General features: G+C 59.8%; 21 protein-coding genes. 8 read left to right on the top strand and 13 right to left on the bottom strand.

Annotated elements, in window-relative coordinates:
* The first annotated feature begins 35 nt into the window (after nt 1-35).
* Together moaB and ACYZTM_RS05755 are read left to right on the top strand one after the other, a co-directional pair.
* Nucleotides 36-575, top strand: coding sequence for a molybdenum cofactor biosynthesis protein B (gene moaB / locus ACYZTM_RS05760; RefSeq protein WP_131060068.1), 540 nt, complete (start codon nt 36-38; stop codon nt 573-575).
* Nucleotides 559-1,785 carry a molybdopterin molybdotransferase MoeA gene (locus ACYZTM_RS05755; protein WP_461987540.1) on the top strand — a complete coding sequence of 409 codons (1,227 nt, stop codon included), beginning with the start codon at nt 559-561 and terminating at the stop codon, nt 1,783-1,785. The genes moaB and ACYZTM_RS05755 overlap by 17 nt, the downstream gene beginning before the upstream one ends.
* A 66-nt stretch (nt 1,786-1,851) precedes the next feature.
* Here ACYZTM_RS05755 and ACYZTM_RS05750 read toward each other — a convergent pair whose 3' ends face one another.
* Entirely contained in the window at nt 1,852-2,160 is a 309-nt protein-coding gene (locus ACYZTM_RS05750) for a hypothetical protein (RefSeq protein ID WP_131060070.1), read from the bottom strand.
* Nucleotides 2,161-2,483: 323 nt separating this feature from the next.
* Between ACYZTM_RS05750 and yegS the strand changes: the two genes are divergently transcribed.
* Nucleotides 2,484-3,401, top strand: coding sequence for a lipid kinase YegS (gene yegS, locus ACYZTM_RS05745; protein ID WP_461987537.1), 918 nt, complete (start codon nt 2,484-2,486; stop codon nt 3,399-3,401).
* Here yegS and ACYZTM_RS05740 read toward each other — a convergent pair.
* The 3 genes from ACYZTM_RS05740 to ACYZTM_RS05730 all read right to left on the bottom strand — a co-directional run bounded on the left by ACYZTM_RS05740 (nt 3,385) and on the right by ACYZTM_RS05730 (nt 5,829).
* Complete coding sequence (locus ACYZTM_RS05740; RefSeq protein WP_461987535.1) at nt 3,385-4,044, bottom strand: response regulator; 660 nt, start codon at nt 4,042-4,044, stop codon at nt 3,385-3,387. The genes yegS and ACYZTM_RS05740 overlap by 17 nt on opposite strands.
* The gene (locus ACYZTM_RS05735) at nt 4,041-4,934 is read right to left on the bottom strand and encodes a sensor histidine kinase (protein WP_461989102.1); all 894 of its coding nucleotides are present in this window, start codon (nt 4,932-4,934) and stop codon (nt 4,041-4,043) included. Before ACYZTM_RS05735 ends, ACYZTM_RS05740 begins: the two co-directional genes overlap by 4 nt.
* A 424-nt stretch (nt 4,935-5,358) precedes the next feature.
* Nucleotides 5,359-5,829 carry a hypothetical protein gene (locus ACYZTM_RS05730; RefSeq protein ID WP_131060073.1) on the bottom strand — a complete coding sequence of 157 codons (471 nt, stop codon included), beginning with the start codon at nt 5,827-5,829 and terminating at the stop codon, nt 5,359-5,361.
* Nucleotides 5,830-6,291: 462 nt separating this feature from the next.
* Between ACYZTM_RS05730 and ACYZTM_RS05725 the strand changes: the two genes are divergently transcribed.
* The gene (locus ACYZTM_RS05725; RefSeq protein ID WP_131060074.1) at nt 6,292-7,227 is read left to right on the top strand and encodes a chemotaxis protein CheV; all 936 of its coding nucleotides are present in this window, start codon (nt 6,292-6,294) and stop codon (nt 7,225-7,227) included.
* A 280-nt stretch (nt 7,228-7,507) separates the two neighbouring features.
* A complete protein-coding gene (locus ACYZTM_RS05720; protein ID WP_131060075.1) occupies nt 7,508-8,314 on the top strand; it encodes an MOSC domain-containing protein in 807 nt (268 codons plus the stop codon).
* A gap of 73 nt (nt 8,315-8,387) precedes the next feature.
* On the opposite strand, the gene ppnP is transcribed toward ACYZTM_RS05720, so the two are convergent.
* The 8 genes from ppnP to ACYZTM_RS05680 form a co-directional block, all read right to left on the bottom strand.
* Nucleotides 8,388-8,672 (bottom strand): pyrimidine/purine nucleoside phosphorylase, encoded by a 285-nt coding sequence (ppnP, locus tag ACYZTM_RS05715; RefSeq protein WP_054614024.1) that lies wholly within the window; start codon nt 8,670-8,672, stop codon nt 8,388-8,390.
* A 61-nt stretch (nt 8,673-8,733) separates the two neighbouring features.
* The gene (locus tag ACYZTM_RS05710) at nt 8,734-9,282 is read right to left on the bottom strand and encodes a 3'-5' exonuclease (protein ID WP_461987533.1); all 549 of its coding nucleotides are present in this window, start codon (nt 9,280-9,282) and stop codon (nt 8,734-8,736) included.
* Between the two features lie 71 nt (nt 9,283-9,353).
* Nucleotides 9,354-11,315 carry an acetyl/propionyl/methylcrotonyl-CoA carboxylase subunit alpha gene (locus ACYZTM_RS05705; protein WP_461987531.1) on the bottom strand — a complete coding sequence of 654 codons (1,962 nt, stop codon included), beginning with the start codon at nt 11,313-11,315 and terminating at the stop codon, nt 9,354-9,356.
* A gap of 106 nt (nt 11,316-11,421) precedes the next feature.
* The gene (locus ACYZTM_RS05700) at nt 11,422-12,219 is read right to left on the bottom strand and encodes an enoyl-CoA hydratase/isomerase family protein (protein ID WP_461987529.1); all 798 of its coding nucleotides are present in this window, start codon (nt 12,217-12,219) and stop codon (nt 11,422-11,424) included.
* Nucleotides 12,216-13,373, bottom strand: coding sequence for a citronellyl-CoA dehydrogenase (atuD, locus tag ACYZTM_RS05695; RefSeq protein ID WP_461987527.1), 1,158 nt, complete (start codon nt 13,371-13,373; stop codon nt 12,216-12,218). Before atuD ends, ACYZTM_RS05700 begins: the two co-directional genes overlap by 4 nt.
* A 133-nt stretch (nt 13,374-13,506) precedes the next feature.
* Nucleotides 13,507-15,123, bottom strand: a complete 1,617-nt coding sequence (gene atuC / locus ACYZTM_RS05690; RefSeq protein ID WP_461987525.1) for a geranyl-CoA carboxylase subunit beta — start codon at nt 15,121-15,123, stop codon at nt 13,507-13,509.
* Nucleotides 15,124-15,126: 3 nt separating this feature from the next.
* Entirely contained in the window at nt 15,127-15,996 is an 870-nt protein-coding gene (locus tag ACYZTM_RS05685; RefSeq protein WP_461987523.1) for an SDR family oxidoreductase, read from the bottom strand.
* 12 nt (nt 15,997-16,008) lie between these two features.
* Nucleotides 16,009-17,811 (bottom strand): acyclic terpene utilization AtuA family protein, encoded by a 1,803-nt coding sequence (locus ACYZTM_RS05680; RefSeq protein ID WP_461987521.1) that lies wholly within the window; start codon nt 17,809-17,811, stop codon nt 16,009-16,011.
* 178 nt (nt 17,812-17,989) lie between these two features.
* Between ACYZTM_RS05680 and ACYZTM_RS05675 the strand changes: the two genes are divergently transcribed.
* The 3 genes from ACYZTM_RS05675 (at nt 17,990) to ACYZTM_RS05665 (ending at nt 20,616) form a co-directional block, all read left to right on the top strand.
* On the top strand, nt 17,990-18,616 hold the full coding sequence (locus tag ACYZTM_RS05675; protein ID WP_461987519.1) for a TetR/AcrR family transcriptional regulator: 627 nt from the start codon (nt 17,990-17,992) through the stop codon (nt 18,614-18,616).
* Nucleotides 18,617-18,708: 92 nt separating this feature from the next.
* The gene (locus ACYZTM_RS05670) at nt 18,709-19,503 is read left to right on the top strand and encodes a substrate-binding periplasmic protein (RefSeq protein WP_178083829.1); all 795 of its coding nucleotides are present in this window, start codon (nt 18,709-18,711) and stop codon (nt 19,501-19,503) included.
* 99 nt (nt 19,504-19,602) lie between these two features.
* Nucleotides 19,603-20,616 carry a GNAT family N-acetyltransferase gene (locus tag ACYZTM_RS05665; RefSeq protein WP_131060085.1) on the top strand — a complete coding sequence of 338 codons (1,014 nt, stop codon included), beginning with the start codon at nt 19,603-19,605 and terminating at the stop codon, nt 20,614-20,616.
* A 127-nt stretch (nt 20,617-20,743) separates the two neighbouring features.
* Here the strand turns inward: ACYZTM_RS05665 and ACYZTM_RS05660 are convergent, their stop codons facing one another.
* A complete protein-coding gene (locus tag ACYZTM_RS05660) occupies nt 20,744-21,292 on the bottom strand; it encodes an RNA polymerase factor sigma-70 (RefSeq protein ID WP_131060086.1) in 549 nt (182 codons plus the stop codon).
* Nucleotides 21,293-21,536 lie beyond the last annotated feature (244 nt).

Here is a 21,536-nt window from a genome sequence, read left to right as displayed (position 1 = left end):
ACACCGGGCTGTTTATCCTACAACTGGACGAGCCTATGAAAGCCAAGGCTGATGTACCTTTCGCGCCGCTCAACATCGCGGTGTTGACTGTCAGCGATACTCGCACCCTGGAAACCGATACGTCAGGACAGGTCTTCGTCGACCGCTTGAGCGATGCCGGTCATTACCTGGCCGCTCGGGTTTTGCTTAAAGATGACCTCTACAAAATTCGCGCGCAAGTCGCCACCTGGATTGCCGATGATGTCGTGCAGGTGGTGTTGATCACCGGCGGTACAGGATTCACGGGGCGCGATAGCACGCCGGAAGCGGTGAGTTGCCTGCTGGACAAGCAGGTCGACGGTTTTGGAGAGCTGTTCCGGCAGATTTCGGTCGCGGACATCGGCACTTCGACTGTCCAGTCTCGCGCCTTGGCGGGGTTGGCCAATGGCACGCTGGTCTGCTGTTTGCCGGGATCGACCAACGCTGTGCGCACTGGCTGGGATGGCATCCTCGCCGAACAGCTGGATTCGCGGCACCGTCCCTGCAATTTCGTCGCTCACCTGAAACAGGCCGAGCCTTGTGAATCCCGTGGGTAAGCCCGGCAAAACCGGCAGCCTGATGGCTGTCGAGGTGGCATTGGCGCGTTTACTGGAAATGGCTGAGTCATCAAGGATACGTGAGCGTGAGCGCTTGCCGTTGGCGCAGGTTCAAGGTCGCATACTGGCCGACGACCTCGTCTCGACGCTTGATCTGCCGCCCTGGCCGAACAGTGCCATGGACGGCTATGCCTTGCGCATCGCTGACTGGACGGGAGAACCGTTGGTGGTCAGTCAGAAGATTTTTGCCGGTCAGGCACCCGAAGCGTTGAGGCCTGGTACCTGTGCCCGGATCTTTACCGGCGCGCCTGTGCCGGCAGGTGCCGATTGCGTCGAGATGCAGGAGAACACCGAGGTCCAGGAGGATGAGCTCGTCCGTTTTAACGAGACGATGACTGCGGGTCAAAACATTCGGCCACAAGGCCAGGAAACCACCGTTGGTGAGCTTGTTTTGCCGGCGGGCACGCGCCTTGGGCCTATCGAGCAAGGCCTGTCCGCCTCGCTGGGATGTGCTGAGCTGGATGTGGTGCGCAAGGTTCGTGTTGCCGTCCTGTCCACCGGGGATGAATTGATAGAGCCGGGGCAGACCCTCGGGCCGGGACAGATTTACAACAGCAATCGCGTATTGCTGTGCAGTTGGTTGCAGCGCTTGGGCTGTCAGGTGATCGATGCCGGTATTCTTCCTGATGATTTAGCGACCACGCGTGCCCGCCTTGGCGAGTTGAAGGATGTCGACCTGATCCTTTCTACCGGCGGTGTGTCTGTGGGGGAGGCCGATTTTCTGGGCATCGCCTTGCGCGAAGAGGGCGAGTTGACCCTGTGGAAACTCGCCATCAAACCAGGCAAGCCGCTGACGTTCGGTCATTTTCGCGGCGTGCCTGTGATTGGTTTGCCCGGCAACCCTGCGTCGACACTGGTTACGTTTGCCCTGTTGGCAAGGCCCTATCTCTTGCGCCGCCAAGGTGTAAAAGAGGTTGAACCATTGAAGTTTCAGGTGCCGGCAGGGTTCGACTGGCCCAAGGCTGGAAATCGCCGAGAGTATTTGCGTGGGCGCCTGGAGAATGGTCGGGCAATCATCTACAAAAACCAGAGCTCTGGGGTACTTCGCAGTGCCGCCTGGGCTGATGGCCTGGTTGAAGTGCTGGAAGACCGCACGTTGATCGAAGGCGATCACGTTAACTTCATTCCGCTTAGCGAAGTCCTGGGCTGATCACGACCACAGTCTTGCCACGCAAGCCCGGTTGATCGCTCCGGGACTTGCGTGCAGGGCTAGCGTTTAACGCGCCAGAAGTGACACGACCTGATCGAAGCGGCTGTTGGCGACCCAGCCCAGCAGCCCCAGGACAACGGCTGTTCCTCCCGCTGAATAGGCCAACCTGTGTTTGATGGATTTAACATCGCCACGGACCTCTTCCATGTCTCTTCGGATGTATTTGAGGTGTGTCTCGAGTTCAATGACGCGAGGTTCCATATCAATTCCTCCGGCAGGCTTTGCGCTGTTATTGAATTCAGCCTGATGATTGGCGCGACTTTCTGGCAATGGCGCGACCTGACTGAGGGGTAACCTGATGTCATGACTTTGCATGGACTAAAACGCTCCTCGCTTTAAAGCCCTTTGGCTGGCCGACACTATCGATGATTGCGCTTCGTGCGGCCCTTGAAGAGGGTCTACTCATTGCTTGCACATCCCTGTGTATTTACTGTTGATGACTGATACCTCGGACACCAAGGTGTACCAATCGCCAAGGTAGGTCAATTGAGCCGATTCCTCACATCTTGTAAGAAAATATCCCCCCCTGTAGGACCGAGAGACTGCGCGCGTCAAAAAAATTCAATTCCTTGCAACTTTTATAGGGGTTGGCGAGGTCAACATCTCCCATACGGATTCCAATTATGGGAGCGACAACAATGAGTGAGCGCAAGGCGCTGTTGATTTTGCACGGCAAGCAGGCACTCAACGAAGAGGTCCGCGCCGCCGTCGACGTTAAACGCGAGCAGGGCTGGGAGTTGGCGGTCCGACTGACCTGGGAGGCGGGTGATGCGCAGCGGCTGGTGGAAGAAGCCCTGAACGCAGGCTATACGCAACTGATTGCCGGAGGCGGTGATGGCACGTTGCGTGATATCGCCGATGCCATGGCAGCGCATACGACGCAGGCCAGTCTGGTGCTGATGCCGCTGGGCACCGCGAACGATTTTGCTCGCGCCGCCGGTGTGCCCCTGGAACCCGCTCTGGCGCTGGACCTTTTGGACGCTGCCCCGCACGCGATCGATCTGGGGGAGGTTGGCGGTCAGGTCTTCCTGAACATGGCCACCGGCGGTTTTGGTAGCCAGGTCACGGCGAATACGTCGGAGGACTTGAAAAAAGTCCTCGGGGGCGCCGCCTATCTGTTCACCGGCTTATCGCGCTTCAGCGAGTTGCATGCCGCCTACGGCGAGTTGCAGGGGCCGGACTTTCATTGGAGCGGTGAGCTATTGGCGTTGGGGATCGGCAATGGTCGGCAGGCTGGCGGCGGTCACGTGCTGTGCCCGGAGGCACTGGCTGACGATGGTTTGCTGGATATCAGCATTTTGCCTGCGCCGCAGGAGTTGGTCGGTACGTTGAAAACGCTGCTGGCCGATGGCTTCGGCATCGACAACATGTTTGTGCGAGCTCGCCTGCCGTGGGTCGAGATCAAGGTCTCGGAAGGCCTTTACATTAATCTGGATGGCGAACCCATTGAGGGCGAGAGCCTGAGGTTTTCGGCGCGTCCAGCGGCATTGCGCGTGCATCTGCCGGAGAACTCGCCGCTGCTGAGTGCTTCGAATACGGCTAGTCGTCCAGGCTGATGATTTGCTCGCGCACGGCAAACAGTACCAGGCCGGCCACGTCGTAGATCTGCAAGCGCTTCATGATCTGCGAGCGGTGGGTCTCGACGGTTTTGATACTGAGGCCCAGGCCATTGGCGATTTCCCGGGTGGATTTGCCGCGAACAATCAGTCGCAGGATTTCCAGCTGACGGGCCGTCAGATTGTGCGAGTCCGCAGGCTCGGGCTGCTGTTTCTGGTTGCGTATAAGCGCCTGGTTGATGACCGTGTGGGCAATGGCCGGGCTCAGGTAGCGTTCGTTATTGCGCAAGGCATCCAGGGCATGTTCCAGCTCGGTGGCTGTAGTGTCTTTGAGCAAATAGCCATGAGCACCGGACTCAAGCGCCTGCATGATGAGGGCGGGGTCGGTGTGCATCGACAGGATCAGCACCTTGCTGTGCGGGCGTACCCGCTTGAGTCGTTGCAAGGCTTCAAGGCCTCCGGTCTCCTTCATGGAGATATCCAGCAGAACAATGTCCGGCGACAGCTTCTCGACCATCTCGAGTAACTGCGAGCCGTCATTGGCCTCACCAATAACCGCGTAGCCAGGAATATCCAGCACCAGAGCGCGCACGCCTGCCCTGATAAGCGAGTGGTCATCCACCAGAAGTAAGTTACAAGTCAATGCATAACCTTATTCGTACTGGCCCGTTCGAGCGCACGGGGCGCCCAGGGAAAGAGTGCTTCGATTTGAGTGCCTTTGCCCGGCTCGCTGATCACGGCCAGGGTACCGCCCAGTTGATCGATCCGTTCCACCATCCCGGCCATCCCGCGCTGTCCCTCTCGACCGGGGTCTGCTGCTGGCGCGAACCCCAGGCCATCATCGCTGATTAACAGCGCCAGACCCTGGGGCATGCGTTGCAGGCGGATCAACAGGTTGTTCGCTTCGGCGTGACGCAGGATATTGGTCACCGCTTCCTGGGTGATCCGAAAGGCGGCCACCGCCATTTCTTCGGGTATGCCGGTCAAACGTTGATGGCATTCAAGGCTCCAGTGCACTGAGGTATTGGCCAGGGTCTTGAGCAGATGCGCACGCAAACTGGCTTCCAGCCCGAGACTGGCCAACTGCCTGGGATGGAGAATGGCAGAGACATCACGAACTTTGGCCAGGGTTTCGTCCAGTGTGTCGCAGAGCACCGAGCACTGGCCCTGCATGTCTTCAGGCATCCGGCGTTTGAGCCATTCACTTTGAAGTTTTGCAGCGGTCAGCAACTGGCCGATGTCGTCATGCAGTTCTCGGCTGAGCCGATGGCGTTCATTTTCCTGTACTTCCAGCAGGCGGTCGGCCAGCTCTTGCGGCTGAAATTTTATCGACTTGCGCGACAGGAAATGTTGCACCCAGACGCAGGCGAGCGCCGCAATACTGAGTACCAGCAGGCTCAACGGCAGTGGAACGGACAGGCTGAAGACCAGCAGGCTGCCAAGTGCCGAACTGGTGCACAGCAATAGCGTGAACCGCCGCGCGTTTTTTTGGGAGGGTGGCCATAGGGTGATTGACTTGAGACTGGCGTACATAGCGGATGGAGCCAATGGATGTTCGCTGCGGGCAGACCGGCCATCGTGGTTGACGGGTCTCTGTCTGAAAATCTGTAGTGACTCGTCTCAAGCAGTGCAGTCCAGGGTTGAAACTACAGCCTTTAACTTTTCGGGCCGCTCTCATCTGGAATCACTTTGCCATTAATTGGCGTCAACTAATGGTCGGCATAATACCACTTAAGATACCGTCGGTCGCGTCTGCTATATATGTCTATTCGGTCAGGAATTAAAAGCTCTGGACGATAGTTCCACAATGGAAAAAGTTTACGAAGGAGGGGTAGTTTATTTGTATCGAGCTGTCGTTGACAGATATGAAATATTCAATTGCGACATGAGCGCACTCAAGTTAATGAGCGGCATCATGGCAATAAGAATACGCAACACGGCATTGTTATCTGGCTAATTAAGCCTGTCGCTCCGAATAGGTAACGAGCGTGAACGGTTTGGAATTAACCGGTAACTGAAAATGGCTTTGTCCTACCTGAAAAGCAAAAGCTTCGATCAGGGAAGTCTGTTCACTGTCATCCAGACTGAGTTGGCCGGTGGTTTGATCGATGAGTTCGAGTTGCCAGGCCATCAGCGTGAAGCAGTCCTTCAGCGCACCCAGAGCCTGGTCGTGCAGTTCCATGTGACTTTGGGCGTGGTTCAGCAAGCCGTGTATGTGCAGCGAAAATTCGGATACCGCTTCCAGTGCCAGAGCATCGGCCTTGCTGGCCAATTTGAGGAGGCTGCTGAGCATGCAATCGATTGCGTCCTTGTCATTGCTGATCAACTGCAGATGGCTAAGGCACTCCTCCGATTTGGCCAGGAGTGTTTCTGCCTCGACGAGGAACTCCGGAAAGCGCTGAGCCCACTGTTTAGGGTCGTTCGGCATGCTTATCTCCACAACGTCATGTCAAATGAGGGGATGTCGTGTGTGTCGACGAAGACGTCCTGCGACCCGACGCTGCCGTGCCGGCATGAGATCGCGCTCCGGCAGGCCTGGGTGCAGGCTGGGGAACTCGAGAGGGTGGATGGCCACTTACCTGCGATCGCACACAAAAGCCTGACTCCGTTCATGCAATGAGAATGGCGTCACATTAATGGCTATTGGATATTGCGAATATCAGGTTGGGCCTGATTGTTACTAGGGGAATCCCTTACACAGGGGAACCTAACGTGCAAACCGAGGTCGCGCCGCAGGGGATGGAGCAGATGAAATCACTGTGCCAGTAAAGCATGATGTTAATGTGACATCAATGCCCGATCGTGGCATTTTGTCTTAGGGTCAAGATCTGGCAAAAACAGCCGATAACCCACTTTAGTGAATTCATCAGTACAAGCTCAGGAGTCATTAATGGCCGGCATTCTCGACACGGTAGACCAACGCACACAACTGGTGGGTGAGAATCGCCTGGAAATTCTCATGTTCCGGCTGGCCGGTCGGCAATTGTTCGCAATCAACGTCTTTAAAGTGCAGGAAGTGTTGCAACTGCCGAAGCTGACCCTGATGCCTCAGCGCCATCCGTTTGTCTGCGGCGTGGTCAACCTGCGTGGGCAGACGTTGCCGGTGATCGACCTGTCCCAAGCCATCGGCATGCGTCCGCTGGTGCCGAGCCCTACCAGTACGATCATCGTCACCGAGTACAACCGTTCGGTGCAGGCGTTCCTGGTGGGCGGCGTGGACCGCATCGTCAACATGAACTGGGAAGCCATTCTGCCGCCGCCCACCAGCGCCGGCCGCCAGCATTACCTGACCGCCATCAGCAAGGTCGACGATCAGTTGGTGGAAATCATCGACGTCGAAAAAGTCCTGGCCGAAATCGTGCCGTACAACGCCAAGGTCTCGCGCGAGAAACTCGATGACCCGGTGCTGGAACGCGCTCGCGGTCGTGAAGTGCTGCTGGTGGACGACTCCAACGTAGCCCTGTCGCAATTGCGCGACACCCTGGGCCAGTTGGGCGTGAAGATGCACATCGCCAGCGACGGCTTGAAGGCGCTGAACATGCTCAAGGCCTGGGCTGATACGGGCGTGTCGATGACCGACAAACTGCTGATGGTCTTTACCGACGCGGAAATGCCGGAAATGGACGGCTATCGCCTGACCACCGAAATCCGTAATGACCCGCGTCTGCGCGGCTTGTACGTGGTGCTGCACACGTCGCTGTCGGGCAGCTTCAACGACTCGATGGTCAAGAAGGTCGGCTGCGACAACTTCCTCTCCAAGTTCCAGCCGGACAAACTCGTCGACGTGGTGCGCCAGCGCCTGATGCTCGATGAAGTGCCTGCCTGATAACGACGCAGTCCTTGTGGGAGCGGGTTTGTGTGGCGAGGGGATTTATCCCCGTTGGGCAGCACAGCTGCCCCCAAGTGTGTTTACGCGGCGCATCAGTTGGAAATCATGTGCAGGTTTTGCGTCTGCTTCGCAGCCGAACGGGGCGGTGCGACGTTTCGATAAATCCCCTCGCCACACAGGCCCGCTCCCACCGGGCATGCAGAGATCGGTTTTCAGCCTTTGATTCGGCGATCAAGCTCGTATAGGGTGGCTTTTTTTGCCCACCAGGGAGCTGGCCATGTTGCGTCTGAGCGCGCTTTACCGTTATCCGTTGAAATCCGGCATGGGCGAGACCCTGCAACAGGTCAGCCTCGACAAGCTGGGGCTGGACGGTGATCGACGCTGGATGCTCGTGGACAAGGCCAGCGGGCGCTTCCTGACCCAGCGCGCAGTGGGGCAGATGAGTCAGTTGTCGGCGCTGTGGAATGCCGGTGGTGGCCTGACCCTCAGTGCTCCCGGGCGCTCAGTGATCGACATTGCCTTGCCGGCCAGCGACGCTGAACTGCGCGGCGTGACGATCTTCAAAGACAGTCTGCGGGTGCCCGATGCCGGTGATGAGGCCGGCGCCTGGGTCAGTGAGTTCATCGGAAAGCCGACGCGACTGGTGCAAATTCCTCTGGATCGCGCGCGCACCACGCAAGCGGGCTACGGCAAGGACGACGATCAGGTGGCCTTCGCCGATGGCTTCCCGCTGCTGCTGATCGGGCAGGCATCCTTGGAGGACCTCTCGCAAAAGGTCGGGCGCCCGCTGGAAATGCTGCGCTTTCGACCAAACCTGGTGATCGAGGGCAGCGAGGCGTATGCCGAAGACAGCTGGAAGCGCATTCGCATCGGCGATGTCGAGTTCCGCGTGGTCAAGTCCTGTTCGCGCTGCATCCTGACCACCATCGACCCGCAAACCGGTCAGCGCAGCGATGATCGCGAACCTCTGGCCACGTTGCAGAAGTACCGTTCCGAGGCCGACGGCGCGATGTTCGGGCAGAACCTGGTCAATGACAGCAACGGCCAACTTGAAGTCGGTATGCCGGTGACGATCCTGGAATAAACAGACTGAATGAAAAATGCCCGCGTCCCAAAAGGACGCGGGCATTTTTTTGTCGCTGTGAAACCCCGGGGTTTTAGCCGCGGTATTCGCACAGGTAAGCAGTGTCGACGGCCACTTTCAGCTGGAACTTGCTGTTGGCCGGCACGTTGAACTGGCTGCCGGCGGCGAAGGTTTCCCAGTCGCTGCTGTCAGGCAGTTTGACGGTCAGGGCGCCGGTCACCACGTGCATGATTTCGCGCTGGCTGGTGCCGAATTCGTATTCGCCCGGAGCCATGACGCCAATGGTCGCAGGACCTTCAGCGGTGCCAAAGGCGATCGACTTGACGGTGCCGTCGAAGTACTCGTTGACTTTAAACATGGGCGATTCCTCGAAAAGGGCTAAAAAGGGCCGGCCAGTATGCACAAGGCCTCGAATGCCGTCACCTCTCCTGGGGGAAAACCTGTGGCAACAAACGCGCCGTATTGCGCGCGTCCTCCAGTGCCCTATGCTGTTGGCCATTGAACTGCATGCCCACCAGTTGCAGGGCCCCATTGAGTCCCAGCGGGCGCTCCAGGCGTAGGGCCTTGGCAAAGCGCTGTTTGAGATTCATGTGCGGCACGCGACCCAGAACGCTGTCCAGTTGCAGTCGCTGCCATTCCTGAAGCAGTTGCTTGCGATCGTAATCGCCCCAACTGGCCCAGCCCTCCAGAACCGATTGATGGCGCCCGAGCCATTGCTCGAATGACGGCCAGACCTCGCTCAGCGTTTGCGCTGCGTCGACGTTAGCTTGTGTGATGTGCGTCAGTTCCCGGCAAAACGGCGTCAGCAGCGGCCGCTGCAATGGCCGTACGAAGCACTGGAAATAATCCACTTCGCGTCCTTTTCGGTCCACCAGAGTGGCACCGATTTCGATGATTTCCATTTCCGTTACTGGCCAGCCACCGTCATCGGTGGTGGCTTCCAGATCGATCACCAGCCAGTGAGGCATCGCAGGGTTCCTGGTATCCGCGTCCTGATAGGGCTTGAGCGTAGCCAAAGCCGACGGATCCGCCTAGCGGCTTATTCGACCTCCAACAAAATCTGACGATTTTTCACCTGATCGCCGACCCGGACCTGCAAGCGTTTAAGCACCCCGTCGATGCCTGATTTGAGCGGGTGTTCCATTTTCATCGCTTCGAGCACCAGCAGCAGCTGACCTTTACTGACCGGGCTGCCCTCGCTGACCAGCACGTCGACGATCGCCCCGTCCATGGGTGCCTTGAGGGTGCCGGAGCTGACGCTGGCCTGGCTGCTGACCAACGCTTGGGTGCGATCGACCAGTCGCAGGCTGCCGGGACGGGTGAACAGCCAGAGTTGCCCGGCCGCGAGGCGGTAGGCATGGCGTTGGCGGATGCCGTCAATCATCAACGTTGCCCAGCGCCCGTCGCACTGGATGACCGTCAATTCGAGGGTTCGGCTGCCGACGTACAACCGGTACGGTGCGTCAGGCGCTGCGTTCAATTCCACCCCCCAGTCCTGATCCTCCAGGCCTATTTGAAAGTGCAGGGGCACGCTGGCGTTGTTTCGCCAACCGGCCAACGGGGCAGGATGAGCTTGCGCCGAAGCGTGATAGAACAGCGCAGCAGCAATCGCCAATTCTTCGGCGCTCGGTACCGCGGGATGCAGGCAAGGATGGTCGGCAAAACAGCTCGGGATGAACCCGGTGCTGAATTCGCCGCTGATGAACTGCGGGTGTTGCAGCAGGCTGGCGAGCAAGCGCTGATTGCTTTGCACGCCCAGCAGCACGCTGTCCTGCACTGCCCGCAACAGTTTGCGCCGGGCTTCTTCACGGGTCGCGCCATGGGCGATGATTTTGCCCAGCAGCGGATCGTAGAACGGACTGATGTTTTGGCCTTCGATCAAGCCATGATCGATCCGCACACCGTCTTGCAACGCAAGTTCCCACGCCTCGATTCGACCGGTTTGCGGCAAAAAGCCCTGAGCCGGATCTTCGGCGTACAAACGCACTTCCATGGCATGCCCGTTGAGCTGCACCTCTTCCTGTTTTAAAGGCAGCGGCAGGCCCTCGGCGACGTGCAGTTGCCAGGCCACCAGATCGAGGCCGGTGATCAGTTCTGTTACCGGGTGTTCCACTTGCAGGCGGGTGTTCATCTCGAGGAAGTAGAACTGCCCGCGTGTATCCAGCAGGAATTCCACGGTGCCAGCGCCCACGTAATTCACCGCACGACCGGCCTTGAGCGCCGCTTCACCCATGGCCTGACGCAACTCGGTGGTCATCACCGGGCAGGGCGCTTCTTCGATGACTTTCTGGTGGCGGCGCTGGATCGAACAGTCGCGTTCGCCGAGGTAGATCAGGTTGCCATGCTGGTCACCAAACACCTGGACCTCGACATGGCGCGGATCGATCAGCGCTTGTTCGAGGATCAGTTCGTCGCTGCCAAATCCGTGCAGCGCTTCGGAGCGCGCGGTTCGCAGCTGTTCCAGCAAATCGCCAGCGCTGTGCACCAGACGCATGCCCCGTCCGCCACCGCCGGCACTGGCCTTGATCATCAGCGGGTAGCCGATGCGCTCGGCTTCGCGGCTCAGGGTCGCGTCGTCCTGTTCGGCGCCTTGATAGCCTTTGATGCACGGCACGCCGGCCGCGAGCATGGCGAGTTTCGACAGTCGCTTGCTGCCCATCAACTCGATCGCTTCGGGGCTCGGGCCGATGAAGGTAATGCCGGCGTGTTGGCAGGCGAGGGCGAATTCGGCGTTTTCCGAGAGGAATCCGTAGCCGGGGTGAATCGCGTCGGCACCGCTGCGCCGGGCGGCGTCGATGATCGCCGGGATGTTCAGGTAGGACTGCTGCACCGGGGCCGGGCCGATGCTCACGGCTTCATCGGCCATTTGGACGTGCAGGGCGTCGGCGTCGGCATCGCTGAATACGGCAACGGTGCGGTAGCCCAGGGCGTGGGCAGTGCGCTGGATGCGGCAGGCGATTTCGCCGCGGTTGGCGATCAGGATTTTGCTGAGTCCGGGCATTGGGTCTTCTCTCAAGTGATGCGGTGAAAGTGATGGCCTCTTCGCGGGCAAGCCTCGCTCCTACAGTCGGTGATATCTGTAGGAGCGAGGCTTGCCCGCGAAGCTTTTAAAGGGCCCACCCCGGTTTACGTTTTTGCACGAAAGCCATCGTCCCCTCGACTCCTTCAGCCCCGGTCACCGCTTCGCTGAACCACTCGGCCGCCTCATCCAGCAACGCGTCCGACGGTTGTCCCGCACTCGCCAGCAATAGTTTTTTGGTCGTGGCATTCGCCCCCGGCGCGCAGCACAACACATGGGCGAGAATTTCATCGAGGCGCTCGGCCAAGGCTTGCGCGTCATGCTCGACAAAGTGCACCAACCCCATGCGCCGCGCCTGGGTGCCATCAAAACGCGCCGCCGTCAGTGCCAGCCGGCGCGCCTGGGTCAGGCCGATGCGCTGGACCACGAACGGCGCGATCTGCGCGGGCAGCAGACCGAGGCTGGTTTCCGGTAAACCTAACTGCGCCAGGTGATCAGCCAGCGCAACATCGCTGACGCAGGCCAGCCCCAATCCACCGCCGAGCACCGCGCCTTGCAGCACCGTGATCACCACTTGTGGCGCGTGTTGCACCTCTTGCAGCAGTGCGCCGAACGCTCGGTTTAAGTCGCGATAGGCCTGCGAGCCTTGAGCCCGGGCATTGGCCATGTCCTTGATGTCGCCGCCGGCACAAAAATGCCCGCCGGCACCGCCGATCACCAGCGCCCGAACGGCTCGATCATCACGCACCGCTGCCAGCACCGCGCGTAGCTCGGCGACCATCTGCAAGCTCATGGCGTTGCGGCTTTCCGGGCGATTGAGGGTGATGTGCAGCACGCCGTTATGCGACTCCAACAACAAGGTTTGGCAAACCGGCAGGGCGCTCATTTCTTTTTCCCCGGCAGGATGCCCATGAGTTTGCAGATGATCCCCAGCATGATTTCGTCGGCCCCGCCGCCGATCGACACCAGGCGCACGTCACGGTAAGCACGGGCCACCGGGTTGTCCCACATGAAGCCCATGCCGCCCCAATATTGCAGGCAGCTGTCGCTGACTTCGCGGCCCAGGCGTCCGGCCTTGAGTTTGGCCATCGACGCCAGGCGCGTGACGTCCTGACCTTTGATGTATTGCTCGGTGGCCTGATAGACCAGCGCCCGCAGGCATTCGATTTCGGTTTGCAGTTCGGCCAGGCGAAAGTGAATGACCTGGTTGTCGATCAGCGCGTTGCCAAAGGTTTTGCGCTCCTTGCAGTACTCGATGGTGCTGTCGACGCAGTATTCCAGGCCCTTGATCATGTTCGCCGCGCCGAACAAACGTTCTTCCTGGAATTGCAGCATCTGCATCATGAAGCCCGCGCCTTCATGGCCGATGCGGTTGCGTTGCGGTACGCGCACGTTGTCGAAAAACACCTGGGCGGTTTCCGAACTGCGCATGCCGAGCTTGTCCAGGTGCGAACTGAGGCTGATGCCCAGGGTGTTCATCGGCACCATGATCAACGACTTGTTGATGTGCGGTTTGTCGTCCGAGGTGTTGGCCAGCAGGCAGATGAAGTCGGCGCTCGGCGAGTTGGTGATCCACATTTTGCTGCCGTTGATCACGTAGTCGTCGCCGTCCTTGCGGGCGGTGGTTTTCAATCCGGCCACGTCGGAACCGGCACCGACTTCGGAGACGCCGATGCAGCCGACCTGTTCGCCGGTAATCGCCGGACGGAGGAATTCTTCGCGCAATTCATCGGAGCCGAAGCGGGCGAGGGCAGGCGTGCACATGTCGGTCTGCACGCCGATGGACATCGGGATCCCGCCGCAGTGAATCGTGCCGAACTCTTCGGCGGCGACGATCGAATAGCTGTAATCGAGCCCCATGCCGCCAAACTGTTCCGGTTTGGAAATCCCCAGCAGGCCGAGGTCGCCGGCCTTGCGGAAGATCTCGTGAATCGGGAAGCGTCCGGCCTTTTCCCATTCCTCGACGTGAGGATTGATCTCGTGCTCGACGAATTGGCGGACCGTGCGACGCAGTGCTTCGTGTTCCTGGGTGAAGATCATTTTTATTGTTCTCCTGACGGACCCGATCGTTCCCACGCTCTGCGTGGTAACGCCTCTTTGGACGCTCTGCGTCCGCTTTTGGGACGCGGAGCGTCCCGGGCTGCATTCCCACGCAGAGCGTGGGAACGATCAATCAAAATCTCGCGACGCCAAAACTATTGGTTTGCAATGGCCGCACGTCGGCCTCGTGACAGATGTCCAGCAAGTAGCCGAGCAAGGTCCGGGTATCCCGGGGGTCGATCAGCCCGTCGTCCCACAAGTTGGCGCTGCCATAAAGCGCGGTGGACTGGCTGTCGAGTTTCTGCGCCGTGACCTGTTCCAGCATGTCGAGCATCTTCGGGTCAGGCACCAGACCGTCCTTGAGTTGTTTGGCCTCGGTGACGATTCGCAAAACCTTTCCGGCCTGGGCGCCACCCATGACGGCGGTGCGGCTGTTGGGCCAGGCGAAGATGAAACGCGGGTCGAGGCCGCGGCCGCACATCGCGTAGTTGCCGGCACCATAGGAGCCGCCGACGACGATGGTCAGTTTGGGCACCCGGGCGTTGGCCACCGCTTGAATCATCTTCGCGCCGTGTTTGATCACGCCTTGCTGTTCCGATTCGGTGCCGACCATGAACCCAGTGGTGTTGTGGAAAAACAGCAGCGGTGTCCGGCTCTGGTCACACAGCTGAATGAATTGCGCCGCTTTGCTCGCGCCCTTGGGTGTGATCGGGCCGTTGTTGCCGATGAATCCGCAGGTGCGACCCTGAATGTGCAAGTGGCCGCAAATGGTCTGCTGATCGAACTCACCCTTGAATTCGAGGAAGCTCGAACCGTCGGCAATCCGCGCGATGATTTCGCGCACGTCATAGGGCTTTTTCGGATCGTCGGGAATCAGCCCGAGCAACTCGTCGATCGGGTAGAGCGGCTCTTCCCAATACCTTGCGGGGGCTACGGGTAACCGCGCATTCCACGACAGCAGGCTGATGATCTCGCGCACCTGACGCACGCCATCGGCATCATTCTCGGCCAGGTATTCGGCGGTGCCGGCGGTTTGCGCGTGCATCTCGGCGCCGCCCAGTTCTTCATCGGTGGCGACTTCACCGGTGGCGGCTTTGAGCAGCGGCGGGCCGGCCAGAAACAGCTTAGCCTTGCCGCGAACCACCACCACGTAATCCGAGAGCCCCGGCTGATAAGCCCCACCCGCCGTGGCCGAGCCGTGAACCACGGTGATCTGCGGCAGCCCCATGGCCGACATCCGCGCCTGATTGGCAAAGCTGCGGGCGCCTTCGACGAATATCTCTGCCGCGTAATTGAGGTTCGCGCCGCCGCTCTCGGCGAGGGTGATCACCGGCAGTTTGTTCTCCATGGCGATCTGTTGCAGGCGCAGGGACTTTTTCAGGCCGCTGGGGGAAATGGTCCCGCCCTTGATCGCGCTGTTGTTCGCCACCACCAATACCCGCACGCCGGACACGTAGCCGATCCCGGCGATCAAGCCGCCACCGGCCGAGCTGCCGTCCTTGTCGTCGTGCAGTTTGTAGCCGGCCAAGCTCGCCAGTTCGAGGAACGGCGCGCCGGGGTCGAGCAGTAGATTGAGGCGTTCACGGGGCAGTAACTGGCCGCGCTTGTCGAACCTGGGCTTGGCCTCGGCTGCCTTGTTCAGCAGGTTTTGTTCGAGCTGACGGACTTGCTCGATGCCGACCAGCATTGCCGTGCGGTTCTGGGCGAACTGTTCGCTGAACGGGTCCACGTGTGACTGGATCACCGGCATGGCTTACTCCTTGTCCTTGAGTACGTCGGGCAAATACGCCCGATGGAAGCCGTTATACGATTCACTGTTCTGCGCCTTGTGAATCGGCCACGCCCGACCGCCAAGGCTCGCCGCACCGTCGATGCGCAACGTGCTGCCGCTGACGAACCCCGCCGCCGGACTGAGCAGGAAAACAATCGCCGCGCTGACTTCGGACTCAGTGCCGATGCGCTTGAGCGGCACGTGTTCGCGCAAGGTCGGAATCACTGCTTTGAACGCACCTTCGTAGGTGTCCATGCCGCTCGATGCCACCCAGCCCGGCGCTACCGCGTTGACCCGCACCCCGGCATAACCCCATTCGAAGGCAGCAGTTTTTGTGAGGTTGTCCATGCCCGAACGCGCCGCCCCCGAGTGGCCCATGCCGGGCATGCCGCCCCACATGTCGGCGAGCATGTTGACGATGGCGCCGCCGTGTTTGCTCATCGACTGATTGAACACTTCCCGGGCCATCAGGAAACCGCCCACCAGGTTGGTGCGCATCACGGTTTCGAAACCCTTCTGAGTGATCGAGGCCAGCGGCGACGGGTATTGCCCGCCGGCATTGTTGACCAGCCCGTGAATCGGGCCGTGCTTGCGGATCAACTCGCTGACCAGCTGCTTGACCGCTTCTTCTTCACGAATATCGCAGGTGGCCCAATCCGCCTTGCCTCCGTCCTCGGCAATCTCGGCGGCCACGCTTTTCAACTTGTCAGCCTTGCGCCCGACCAGCAGCACATGGGCACCGAGCGCCGCCAGCTCATGGGCGGTGCAGCGGCCGATGCCGCTGCCGCCACCGGTGACGATGATGTTTTGGCCTGCAAACAGATCGGCTTTGAAAATCGAATCGTACGCCATGGCGACAGTCCTCTAATTGACCTGGTCGGCGATGCGCTGGGGCACCGGAATCTGGATGTCCAGCAACTGCTGGGCGAAGGCCTTGCCTTGCGGATCGATTCGCAGGCTGGCCACGCCACCGCCGCCGAGGGCGTTCTCCAGGAGAAAATTGAAACTGTGAGTGCCGGGCAAATACCAACGCTCGACACGTCCGTGTACCGGGTCGAGGACGTGGCTCATCCAGTCGACCATCACCTCGGGCGTCAAGGCCTCGGCGATCCATGGCAGGTACTCGGGCTCACGGGCCATGACGCCGATGTTGCTGTGATTACCCTTGTCGCCGGAGCGGGCCACGGCGAGTTTGATCAGGGCCACGCTGGCATCGGCGCGGCCTGTGGGGTGCGGCGGGTCGAACGGTATGGGCAAGTCATCCGGGTCGAGCACATCGACGGCGGGCAGGGCGCACGGGTGGCGCTGACCCTGGAGTTCAATTTCCAGCGTGCAGGCGGTTTTGTCGATGAGGAACGAGAACAGCCGGATCAGCGGATACACCGTCGGCCGTCCCCCGACAATCCCGGTCAGCCCCGGCGCCATGCCGGTGGCGGCCTGGGCGATTTCCCGGGAGAACACAATCAATGCCTGTTTGCTCGGATGACGCACCGCGAGTTTGATCACCACTTCACGGCTGTCCTGGCGTTGGCCGTGGGGGCCGTACGTGGCCTCACTGCCGAGCAGTTCAATGTTCACTTCGCTGTAAGGCGCCCAGCCGCGCTGGCTGAAGATATCCGAGGTCTTGTTGATGATGGCCTCGCTGACTCGACGCGCCTTGTCGACCGCATCGATCCCCGCGATCAGGCAACTGGCGGTGCAGCGCAAACCGTCCGGATACGTGGCGCTGACCTTGTATTGATCGGTCGGCGGCAGGCCTTTTGCGCCATGCACCTGAACCGCGTTTTTACCCTGTTGCACGAGTTTGACCTGGGTGAAATCGCAGACCACGTCAGGCAGCAAATAGGCCTGTGGGTTGCCGATTTCATAGAGCATCTGTTCGCCGACGGTCAGTGGCGTGACCAGGCCGCCGGAGCCCTCGGGTTTGCTGACGATGAACTGGCTGTCGGCGCTGACTTCAACGATGGGGAAGCCAATGTGTTCGTAATCAGGCACGTCGCGCCAATCGGTGAAATTGCCGCCGGTGCACTGCGCTCCACATTCGATGATGTGCCCGGCCAATGCCGCCTGGGCCAGTTTGTCGTAGTCGTGCCACCGCCAGCCGAATTCATGCACCAGCGCGGCACTCACCACCGCGCTGTCGACGACGCGTCCGGTAATGACGATGTCGGCACCCAATCGAAGGGCTTCGACAATGCCCGGTGCGCCAAGGTAGGCATTGGTCGAGACGCACATCGGTGGCAATGGGGCGCCGCTGAACATTTCATGGAGGCCGCGGCTGCTCAGCTGTTTGAACTGCGGTTGCAGGTCGTCGCCCAGCAGCACGGCGATCTTCAGCGCCACCCCGGCCTTGTCGCAGGCCGCTTGCAGCGCGGCGGCGCAGGCCTGTGGATTGACCCCGCCGGCGTTGCTGATGACGCGGATTTTTTGTTCGGCGAGTTGCCCCAGCAGTGGGCTGAGGACTTCGATGAAGTCGCCCGCATAGCCCGCCTGCGGATCTTTCATCCGTGCGCCGGCCATGATCGACATCGTGATCTCGGCCAAATAGTCGAAGACCAGGTAGTCCAGGCGTCCACCTTCCACCAGTTGCGCGGCGGCGGTCGAGGTGTCGCCCCAGAACGCGCTGGCGCATCCGATGCGAATTGTTTTAGGCGCAGCCAATTCCATAACCACCTCCGACAGAAGTGCATCGAGACTACCAAGCAAGCGCTTGGTTTGTAAACGGCTGAAATATCTTCTGCCCAAGCGCTTGCTTGGTTGCCGTCGCCAGCTTAAATTGCCCGCGCAACCCCGCTGTTTTAGCGGCGGGCGGCGCATCTGATTGATCGACTGTAGGAGAGAACGGGTGGACGAGCAAAAAGCCCTGGGGGTCATGCGCGAATTGGTCGACAACGGCCAATTGACCGACCCTGACAGCGCCCGCGGCAAACTGCTGCAAGTGGCGGCTCACCTGTTCCGCAACAAAGGTTATGAACGCACCACCGTGCGCGATCTGGCCGGTGCCGTGGGCATTCAGTCGGGCAGCATCTTTCATCACTTCAAAAGCAAGGACGAGATCCTGCGGGCGGTGATGGAGGAGACCATTCGCTACAACACGGCGTTGATGCACGCCGCCCTGTCCGAGGCCGGCAACGTACGCGAGCGGGTGCTGGCGCTGATTCGCTGCGAATTGCAGTCGATCATGGGCGGCAGCGGCGAGGCCATGGCGGTGTTGGTGTATGAATGGCGTTCGCTGTCCGAAGACGGGCAGGCGCAGGTGCTGGCGCTGCGCGATATTTATGAAGCGCTTTGGCTGCAGGTGCTGGGTGAAGCCAAGGAGGCCGGTTTTATCCGCGGCGATGTGTTCATCACGCGCCGTTTTCTCACGGGCGCGTTGTCCTGGACCACCACCTGGTTTCGTGCCGGCGGCAGCATGAGCCTCGATCAACTGGCCGATGAGGCATTGATACTTGTGCTCGAAGCGAAGCAATAAGTTGTCATGTGTCTGCAGGAAACTGGCTAAGTGGCCGAAACCGCCTAGCTTGAATGCATTGATGGGTATTTTTTGGGGAGTGGGTTGTTTTGATGTCTTCGCCAATTAGGACGGCCTCGCAGCTTTTGCTGGCGTCGCTCGTGGCAGTCTGGGTGTTGCCATCCCAGGCTGCGCAACTGGTGCGGGTCGGTGCCGCACATTTCCCGCCTTATACCGTGCGCCCCGAATCCGGTGCCGACACGGGCCTGTTGCCGCAATTGGTCGAAGCCTTGAATCAATTGCAGAGTGACTATCAGTTCGTTCTGGTGCCGACTTCGATTCCCCGCAGGTTCGGTGATTTCAAGCAAGGTCGGGTCGATATGGCCATTTTCGAGAACCCGGACTGGGGCTGGAAGGACATTCCCCACACCAGCGTCGACATGGGCCTTGAAGACGCCGAGATTTTCGTCGCGCAACGTGAGCCCGATCGCCAGCAAAGCTATTTTGCCGACCTCACCGGCAAGCGTCTGGCCCTGTTCAGCGGCTATCACTATGAGTTCGCCAACTTCAATGCCGACCCGAAATTCCTAGCGCAGAACTACAACGCCACGCTGACCTATTCCCATGACAGCAACTTGCTGATGGTGCTGCGCGGGCGGGCCGACGTTGCCCTGGTGACGCGCTCCTACCTGAGCGAATACCTGCTGCGCAACGAGCAAGTGGCTGATCAGTTGCTGGTGTCCCAGAGCATCGATCAGGTCTATCACCACTACGCGATCCTGCGTCCGGCCGCGCCCATCGGTGGCGAAGCGTTCGGCAAGTTGCTGCAAGGGTTGCGGGACAATGGCCAGATGCTGAAGATTTTCGATCCGTACAAGATCGCGGTGGTGCCGGTGCCCAAACCCTGATGGGCACCGCAGGTCGCGTCATTCGCGACTTCGCTTAAATTTTTTGCCCCAGCTCACGTCACATCGTTGAACTGTCGACGATTATCGTGAGCCCGACCCATGCCCAATCTGAATGACCTGACTGCCCTGGCCCTGCCCAACGGAAGCCGTCTTGTAGCTGATGAAACCCAGACTCGCCTGCACCTCAGCCTGGAAGGGCAGCCACTGATCGAGCTACGCCTGACCCGTAAACCCGAGTTGCAGGTGCAGATAGAAAAGCGCTTCGACACCTTTGAAGGGCAGGCACTCTGGGCGACCTGTTATTGGCTGTTCGCCCGTGATCCGGCGTGTCAGCAGGTGATTTTCCAACTTCAGCAATCGCCCACCGACGCCTTGTCGAGCGGTTTGCTGATACCCACTGAAACCGTTGGCCAATACCGCTGCGAACGCACGATGTTCTGGCAATTGCCTCAGCCTTGGCAGGGCGAGTCGCTGGCCGCCAGTTATCCCCCGCGTATGGTCATCAGTGGCGGCAAGCGTCATCCACTGCGCCCGATAAAACCACGGGGTGAAGTCTATCGGCGCTTCGATGCGCGGCTTGGCGCCTGGATTTCCCTGCGTACGGTGGACATCGACCTGGACCTGGCGCGTTTCAATCGCTGGCAGAACAGCCCGCGGGTGGCGAGTTTCTGGCAGGAGGAGGGCAGCCTCGAACAGCACCGTGAATACCTGAGCAAGCTTGAGGCGGACCCGCACACGGTGACGCTGATCGGTTGTTTCGATGATCAGCCGTTTGCCTATTTCGAAGCCTATTGGGCCAAGGAAGATCGCATCGCGCCGTTCTATGACGCCGGCGATTACGACCGCGGTATCCACATGCTGGTGGGCGAAGAAAATCACCGCGGCCCGCACAAGGTGGCGAGCTGGTTATCGGCGCTGACGCATTACCTGTTTCTCGACGACCCGCGCACTCAGCGCGTGGTCGCCGAGCCTCGCGCCGACAACGCGAAGATGATCGGGTACATGCAAAACCAGGGTTACCACTGCGAGAAAGAGTTTGACTTCCCACACAAGCGCGCGGCGTTGATGATGCTGGGGCGTGAGCGGTTTTTTGATCGGTGTGCGTTGGCTTGATGGGGACAGCTCAAGGTTTGCACCGACCTTGAGTCAGTCTTCGCGGGCAAGCCTCGCTCCTACAGGATTTGCGGTTGAATGTGATTCAGCGACAAACCAGTAGGAGCGAGGCTTGCCCGCGAAGCTTTTAGCGGCGGGCAAAGGTATCCGCACGATTGCCAGACACCTTGCGGCAGTGCACCAGCGCATCGCGAATCATGAAGTTGACCAGGGTCGGTGAGACGCCGAGTTCCTTGGCGATGTCCTTTTGCGGCACACCGTGCAGGCGGTACATCTCGAAGGCGTAACGGGTGCGGCTCGGCAGCTCCGTCAGCGCATCGGCAATGTTTTCCAGGGTCGAGAAATTGATGTGCGAGGTTTCCGGCGAAGCGCCCTGAATCACCACGTTCAGACCTTCCTCTTCCGGCCCTGAATACTTCTGCTCCAGCGCCTGTTTGCGATAGTGGTCGATCGCCAGGTTGCGCACGATCTGGAACAGATAACTGAGCTGAGCCTTGAAGGACGACGTGATTTGCGGCGCCGATTGCAGTCGGAAAAACGCATCCTGGACCACGTCTTCAGCACGCGACCGGCAGCCGGTAATGCGGGCTGCAATTTTGACCAGAATCAGTCGGTTGTCGACAAAGGCCTGAAGTAGCGGTGAATCGCACCTGCTTGTGGATACTTGTTCCGTCATGGAAATCACCTTGCTGCCAATAGGTTGGTGGGACGGCGAGGGGGGCCGGCCTACACATCGAGCGACAAATTATTCTTAATGATAATGATTGTCAATTGAGAAAGAGAATTAATGCGGCGCGATGGTGCGGAGTGAGAACTGCGACACGCTGCCGCACCTGCTTGCGGCATCCAAACCCCTTGGCGGTCAAGCCTGCCGACTAATTATTTCAAGACGTCATCCGTTCTCATTGGTGAAAGGTGCC

The organism is Pseudomonas sp. MDT2-39-1 (assembly GCF_054898085.1).
This window is presented reverse-complemented; position numbering and strand designations above follow the sequence as displayed.